Source organism: uncultured Thermosynechococcus sp., assembly GCF_937958135.1.
Classification (GTDB): domain Bacteria; phylum Cyanobacteriota; class Cyanobacteriia; order Thermosynechococcales; family Thermosynechococcaceae; genus Thermosynechococcus.
Window position 1 is genome coordinate 1 of the sequence record NZ_CALGOG010000047.1, and the last position, 7344, is coordinate 7344.

Annotated in this window: 6 protein-coding genes and 1 pseudogene; 3 read left to right on the forward strand and 4 right to left on the reverse strand. The window is 56.2% G+C overall.

What is annotated here, in order from left to right; all coding sequences use genetic code 11:
• Window positions 1-383 (reverse strand): M50 family metallopeptidase (locus Q0711_RS06230; RefSeq protein ID WP_299041968.1); only part of this gene is annotated, 383 nt, incomplete at its 3' end.
• Between the two features lie 17 nt (window positions 384-400).
• Window positions 401-895, reverse strand: coding sequence for a translation initiation factor IF-3 (gene infC / locus Q0711_RS06235; protein WP_298613258.1), 495 nt, complete (start codon window positions 893-895; stop codon window positions 401-403).
• Between the two features lie 295 nt (window positions 896-1190).
• On the opposite strand from infC, the pseudogene Q0711_RS11680 reads away from it, so the two are divergent.
• Window positions 1191-1744 (forward strand): annotated as a pseudogene (locus Q0711_RS11680) (efflux RND transporter permease subunit); the annotation flags it as partial.
• 63 nt (window positions 1745-1807) lie between these two features.
• Entirely contained in the window at window positions 1808-4237 is a 2430-nt protein-coding gene (locus Q0711_RS06245) for a DNA topoisomerase (ATP-hydrolyzing) (protein WP_298975984.1), read from the forward strand.
• Here Q0711_RS06245 and tilS read toward each other — a convergent pair.
• Window positions 4158-5192 (reverse strand): tRNA lysidine(34) synthetase TilS, encoded by a 1035-nt coding sequence (tilS, locus tag Q0711_RS06250; RefSeq protein WP_298613249.1) that lies wholly within the window; start codon window positions 5190-5192, stop codon window positions 4158-4160. The two genes, Q0711_RS06245 and tilS, sit on opposite strands and share 80 nt — an antisense overlap.
• A gap of 13 nt (window positions 5193-5205) precedes the next feature.
• Window positions 5206-6165: a c-type cytochrome biogenesis protein CcsB gene (ccsB, locus tag Q0711_RS06255; protein ID WP_298613246.1), complete on the reverse strand. Its 960-nt coding sequence runs from the start codon at window positions 6163-6165 to the stop codon at window positions 5206-5208.
• Window positions 6166-6389: 224 nt separating this feature from the next.
• Here ccsB and Q0711_RS06260 point away from each other — a divergent pair, with 224 nt between their 5' ends.
• On the forward strand, window positions 6390-7172 hold the full coding sequence (locus Q0711_RS06260; protein ID WP_298613242.1) for a hypothetical protein: 783 nt from the start codon (window positions 6390-6392) through the stop codon (window positions 7170-7172).
• The last annotated feature ends 172 nt before the right edge of the window (window positions 7173-7344 follow it).

Genomic DNA, 7344 nt, shown 5'->3' on the forward strand with positions numbered 1-7344 from the left:
TCTGTAGTGCGATGGGAGCGGCTAGACAAAATAAAAATGCTGCCGGCGATCGCTGGCCCAAGGGGGCCACCCAGGGCAACCAAGGCATGTCCCAAACGCCCCAGCAGCACCTCACCCCCATAGCGGGCAAACCCGGAGCCAGCGGGATCAATTACCAATTCCTGAAAGTAGCCCCCTAGGAGAACCGCTGTGAGGCCATGACCCATCTCGTGGAACCAAGTGGCCAAAATGGTAAAGGGATACAGGAGATAGCTTCCTAAGGGAAGTTGCCACAGAAGAATCGTGACGAGGGCAGCGATCGCCAACAGGAGTGCCGAGCGGGGTTTCTCATTGGCTGAGACATCCAGTGGGGTGGACTTGGGGTCTGGACGCAAGTCAAACATACTCCCCCTAGGATTAGTTAGCGCTTCGGTGCCAAAAACATAATCATATTGCGCCCCTCCTGCTTTGGTGCCTGCTGCACTTCGGCCACCGCTTGCAGGTCATTGGCCATGCGGTTGAGGAGTTCTTCTGCCAGGTGGGAGTGTTGAATTTCCCGCCCCCGGAACGTCACCGTTGCTTTGACTTTATCTCCAGCCTTTAGGAACCGCTCGGCGCGATTAATGCACACATTGTAGTCGTGTTCTTCGATTGTGTAGCGCATCTTCACCTCTTTAACGTCTGAGGTGTGCTGCTTTTTGCGGGCTTCACGAGCCTTCTTTTCCTGTTCAAAGCGAAACTTGCCGTAGTCAATAATTTTGCAAACGGGTGGATCCGCCTTGTCACTCACAAGCACAAGGTCAAGTTCCCTTTCGCGGGCGATCGCGATCGCCTCTTGGGAGGACATAATCCCCAATTGGGAACCATCACTATCCACCACACGCACCCGCGGAAAACGGATGCGTTCATTAATCATGGGTTGGTCTTGCTGTGTTTTCTTAGTAAGAGCCACTGGTACCTGTACTGTCGTTGATAAAGGTTGGTGCAAGGACTGTCACAGCCTGAAGGTGAGCTAGAAATGACCTCCTGCCCCTTGCTCTACATCTTAGCGGAGGATTGCCGATAGGAATTATTCTCTATTCACCAAGAATAAATGGAAACTGATTATTAAAGTAGCAGTTGCCATAGGCATCCCTAGACTAGACTCAGGATGTTTATTGCCTGCTCTGGGTGACTTTTAAGATTCTAAAATATGCTGCAACGGCAACTGTTCACAGGGTCAAGCAATGATGACAATGGCAGCGTTGGCTCAGGAGGTTCTCCCCGATGGCATTGGCTATAGCCGGACGGGGTTATCCCTAGAGTCCACCGTTCTGCAGGACAGGCACCGTTGATTTCTGGTCTTGGTTTGGTGTTTGTGTTCCTTGTGCTCTCGGCGCAGTATGAAAGCTACATTGAATTCTTTCGGTGCCTTTGGCGATCATGGGGGTCTTGCCGGCACAGTGGTTGCGGGGACTGACTGATGACGTATTCTGCCAAATTGGTCTAGTGATGCTTATTGGCCTCGCCAGTAAGAATGCGATTCTAATTGTGGAGTTTGCCAACCAAATTCGCAAAAGCAAGGGCACCTCCATTGTCAAGTCAGTCATTAACGCAGCTGAAGAACGCCTGCGTCCCATTTTTGAGAACAAGTGTCACAGGCGGTATGCTTGCGGCCACATTTCTCAGTTTCTTTGTGGTGCCCATCATTTACATCCTCATCAAGGAATGGGTGGCGCGACTAACCAAAGAGAAGCCTAAGGAAGCAACACCAACGGACGCTTAAGTTGCCTTACAATTCGCAAAACTCTTGTATCGTGGGGAATGATCCTTTGACCCGTTTGTGATCATGCCCAAACAACTGGATTTGCTGACCGCTGGACAGGTGATTCCTACGCCACTCCACAGTGAAATGCAGCGCTCCTATCTGGAGTACGCCATGAGTGTGATTGTGGGGCGGGCACTTCCAGATGTGCGGGATGGCCTCAAACCTGTGCATCGGCGGATCCTCTATGCGATGTATGAGCTGGGGCTGACGCCCGATCGCCCCTTTCGCAAGTGCGCACGGGTGGTGGGGGATGTGCTGGGGAAGTATCACCCCCACGGAGATCAGGCGGTCTATGAGGCTTTGGTGCGCTTGGTGCAGCCCTTTAGCAGTCGCTATCCGCTGTTGGCAGGGCAGGGCAATTTTGGCTCTGTGGATGATGATCCACCGGCGGCAATGCGCTACACCGAAACGCGCCTAGCCGCGATCGCCCAGCGCACGCTCTTGACAAATATCAACGACGCCATTGTGGAGTTTGTCCCCAACTTTGACAGCTCCCAAGCGGAGCCGTTGGTTTTGCCGGCACAACTGCCAATTCTCCTATTAAACGGCTCCACGGGGATTGCCGTGGGCATGGCCACGAATATCCCCCCCCACAATCTGGGGGAAGTGGTGGATGCCCTGATTGCCCTCATTGACCGCCCCCATCTCTCCCTAGAGGAACTGCTGAGCTATCTGCCGGGACCCGACTTTCCTACGGGGGGGGTGATCGTAGAGAGCGCAGAACTGCGACGCGCCTACGCTACGGGTCGAGGGACGATCACCTTGCGGGGGGTGGCTAAGCTTGAGGATATTCAGCCCGGCCGGGGTCGCCACCGCCGCCAAGCAATTGTGGTGACGGAGTTGCCCTATCAGGTGAATAAAGCGGCATGGATTGAGAAAGTGGCAGATTTGGTGAATCAAGGTCGCCTAGAGGGCATTGCCGATCTGCGGGATGAGAGCGATCGCGAGGGGCTGCGGGTGGTGATTGAACTAAAGCGGGATGCTGCGGCAGCGCAATTATTGGAACAGCTCTACCGCCTGACCGCACTGCAGGTCACCTACGGGATTAACTTGATGGCACTGGTGGGCAATCAACCCCGCCAACTCTCCCTCAAGGAGATTCTCAGCGAGTTTCTTCAGTTCCGTGAACAGACGCTGCTGCGCCAGTATCGCCATGATCTCGAAGCTGCTCAAGCCCGCCAGCATGTGGTGAGTGGACTCTTAATTGGCCTCAATGCGGTGGATCAGGTGATTGAGATTTTGCGATCGGCAGCGGATGGCAGTACTGCCCAGCGGGAATTGATGACGCGCTTGGGCTTGAGCGATCGCCAAGCCAGTGCTCTGATTGCTATGCCTCTACGCCGCCTCACCCAGCAGGAGCGCCAGGAACTGGAACGGGAACAGGCGGAGTTGCAAGTGCGGATTGCCCAGTGGGAAACGTTGATAAGTGAGCGTCCAGAGCGCCTCAAGGCACTAAAGAAAGAACTGCGCCAGTTAAAGAAAGAGTTTGCTGACCCCCGCCGCACCCAAATTCTCACGGCAGTGCCGCCCCCCCCTGGACCAGGGGAAAACAATGACCGTGACGAGGCTCCCCTCTGGGTAGAAGTCAATCATCGCGGCTATGGGCGCTGTCTGCCCCAGCGCAGTCGGAGTAGTGTTCCGCTACAAACATGGTTGCCCTGGTCGGAGCCATTGCCCCTAGCATTCTCGGTGCAGGCCAGCGATCGCCTCTGGGTGTTTACCGAAAGCGGCAAAGTCTATCCGCTGGCGGTGGAGCGACTGCCTGTCACTAGCCGCAGCGATCGCGGCCAACCCCTTCTGCCCCTCTTGGCGGAGTCGGCTCAGGGAGAGACCCTTTTAACAGTTCTTCCCGGTCAACCCACAGCAGAGAAGCTGATTCTGCTGACGCGCCAAGGCCGAATTAAGGTCATTCCGATCTCAGATCTTCAAGACCTGAGGGGGCGCGGTCTCCAACTCACGAAACTCAAAGGGGGGGATGCCCTCGGTTGGGTTCTGCCTGCAGACACAGATCATTTGGTGGTGGCCACCTCGCGGGGGCGGGTCTTTCACTTTTTCATCCCCGACCTTCCAGCTTTGGGACGGCTGAATCCAGGCCAAGTGGCGGTGCGCCTCGGTGTGCAGGAGACATTGGTGGGGGCGATCGCCCTCGCCGCACAGGAGGCTCTCCTCCTTGTGACCCGCTTAGGTTTGGGCAAGCAACTGCCCCTGTCCCTCATTGAAGTCACTCCCCTTGGTCATTTGGGACAGTTGGCAATACCCCTAGGACAAAAACAGGATGGTCTGGCGGGACTTGGCCGTGGCGGCATCCCCTTGGCACTGGTGACAACCCAAGGGCGGGCGTGGGTCACAAATGGCGCAGACGTACCCCTCCTTAACAGAGAGGCGATGGGGGTGGCGATCGCTCCCCTTGCGGCGGGGGAACAGATTCAGGCGGTGGTGCCGCTGGCCTGACCCATTCAAGCCACCGACCGCAGACCCGCAGGTGGCAGCCCCGCGACAGCGTTGAGGTTTGCTGACCGTTGCCTGCCGAGATCAGGGAACGCACCTCCTCAACCACCCCAAAGTTAATCCGCTCCTGGAGGCAGCGGCGAAGGAAGTGGTAAATCAGGCGGCGCTGCAGGGCAAGGGGCAATTCCCGAAGACGCCACCGGTCTAAAGCGGGGGGATGCTCGCGGATCACTGCGGGGGCAAGACGAGCAACCTCAGCCTCGAAATAGGCGCGATCGCCGGCCAGCAGTTCGGCGGTTTGAGCCAGCGCCTGCTCGACCTTGGCGTTGAAGTGGCGTTGCAGATAGGGGATTAACTCCAAACGCAGCCGATTGCGGCGGTAATCCAAACTCTGGTTCGTTTCATCCTGCCAAATGGCTAATCCGTAGGCTTGGCAAAAGGCCGCCGTTTCCGCTCGCGTCATCCCCAGCAGGGGGCGGACTAATTGAACTGCGCCCAAAGGACGGCTCGGCAAAAGGGTAGCCAATCCGTCGGGGCTAGTGCCACGCAACAGATGCAGCAGAAGACTTTCAGCGCGATCGCTTTGGGTGTGGGCGGTCACCACATGGGTGCAATTCAAGGCCCCGGCCACCGTTTCAAAGACTTGGTAACGCCATGAACGGGCGGCTGCTTCAGTTTTCGGCATCTGCGGAGCACGTACTACCTCACAGGGCAGGTGCCATCGCTGCGCTAGCCCTTGGACAAAAGCGGCATTGGCGGCACTATCGGGACGCCAGCGGTGATCACAATGGACAACAGCCAAGCTCCAGTGCCAGTGGGGCTGCAGATCTACCAAGAGTTGGGTTAAACACACCGAATCCTGCCCCCCTGACAGGGCAATCAGAATCCGCGACCCTTGGGGGAGCCATTGCTGGGCTTTTAAGGTGGTGTGTAGGCGAGCGTGGTAGATGCCCCACACGGGCAAAAATCCACTAGAAGAACCAACCGTAGGAGTGCAGGCCCTTCCCCAGCAGGTTTACCCCCAAATAGCAGACCCAGACGACGCCAAAACCCACAGTGGCGAGAATAGCGGGTTTGCGCCCCTGCCAATCGCGGGTCATGCGGGCATGGAGATAGGCCGCATACACCAGCCAAACAATCAGCGCCCAAGTCTCTTTGGGATCCCAACTCCAAGGCGCGCCCCAAGCTTCATTGGCCCACACAGCCCCAGAGATAATGCCAATGGTCAGTAGGGGAAAGCCAAGACCAATCATGCGGTAGCTCAAGTTATCGAGGGTCTCCGCTAGGGTCAGGCGTTGCAGACTCAATTGCAGCCTAGGCTGGGTGAGTACCGTTGTGCCACCTTCCCCACTCGCCGGTTCTAATAAAGGTTCTGGCATGGGCCTGCGAAAGCTGCCTGTCCCCACAGAACTCCCTTTGAGGCTGACGGGTTTGCCCCAAGTGACCACTAAGAAGGCGATCGCCAGCAGGGATCCCACCATCAACGTGGCATAACTCAGCATCATCACACTGACGTGCATCATTAACCAGTTGGACTTCAAAGCAGGCACAAGGGGCGCCGACTGTTGCATTTCGGGCGGGAGTGAGAGGGCAGCAAAGGCAGTAATTCCCATTGCGACGGGGGCGGTGACAACCCCCACAAGGCGCTGGCCACTGATAGACTCAGCGACAAAGTGCATTGCCGTTAAGCCCCAACACAGGAAAAAGAGGGATTCGTAGAGATTACTGATGGGAAAGTAGCCCCCCTCAATCCAGCGTGCCGCCAGCAGGCCAGTGATACAGAGGTTGGCGATCGCCATTCCCATGCGACCGGCAGCCGTCAGCAGCGGCCATTGGGGAAATGCCGCCCCACCCCAGTAGAGCAACATGGTGAGCAGAAGGACGGCAAAGGCCGTATTGTCCAACCAACCTTCAAGGGTTAATAAATCCATAGCGTTTTAGTTTTGCCAGCCTGCTATTCTTTTGTATTGTACTGTGCCCACAGCCCTTTTCGGGGAGTGGAAGACCGATAGCAAAGGCTTTTGCACAACCTAGGCTCTTTGCTGCCACCGCTCCTCCCCAGGGGGAGAGTGATACCACAATTTGAGCCTGAATTCTATAATCAGGGTTGAAGAATCATCACGTTCTATTGTGCTGCTGCGGGAGCGAGAACCCCATGAACGAGCTACGGGCTGCGCTGGAATTAGCGACGGAGGAGGAGTTACAAGACCTAACGGAGATTCTGTTTCGCCGTCGGCTCAATCCCTTGGACTACCTAACCACGCCCGATCCCATTGCCGTGCAAGCTCAGGATCGCCAGGCGTGGCTGGATGATATTGAGGAGCGATTTCGCTTTTTGGCAGCAGACGGCTTAACGGTGCTCCAGGGTAAAGCGCAGCAAATCAGCTATCGGCAAACCCTGATGCGCGTGTGTCGCTATTTGAATATCAAGTTTTCCCCCAGTTGGAGTGTGCCCGAGCTGGAGATGGAAATCTTCTTGAATCTCTTGCAGCGGATGTGGAAGAAGCTGGGGGATGAAGATCGCAAGGTTCTAGCGGCACAGATTCAAGACAGCTTGCCGGAGCTGCGCCATGGCCATCCCATTTCGCTGGAGACGGTGCGTCTTATCCTAGAGGGGGGCGCTGCGATCGCCATTAGTTCTGTGGTGCGTTCGATGGTTGTCCAGCAGGTGGCACGGCAATTTGCTATTCACTTTGCCGGCTGTAAGCTCTCAATGACCCCCTTAATTTCCCGTGGGGCAGCAATGGGAGCGGCCAAATTTGCCGTGGGGCGCAGTCTTTTGGCCTTTGCCGGCACCGCCCTGTGGATCTGGTTTATTGCCGACTTGGGTTGGCGCGCCATCTCCACCAACTACGCCCGCATTATTCCCACCATTTTTGCAATTGCCCAAATTCGCCTTCTGCGGGGTGAGCAGGCCTCCCAGTGGGCAATGGCCTAAAGCGGCACTACGCGATCTTTATCCAATGTAAGCAGTTGTCGCAGTTGATCGAGGTTGAGTTCAGTTAGCCACTGCTCACCACTGCCAACAACAGTTTCTGCTAGGATTTTCTTTTGTTCAATTTGCTCGTGAATTTTTTCTTCGAGGGTGCCCGTGCAGATAAACTTGTGGA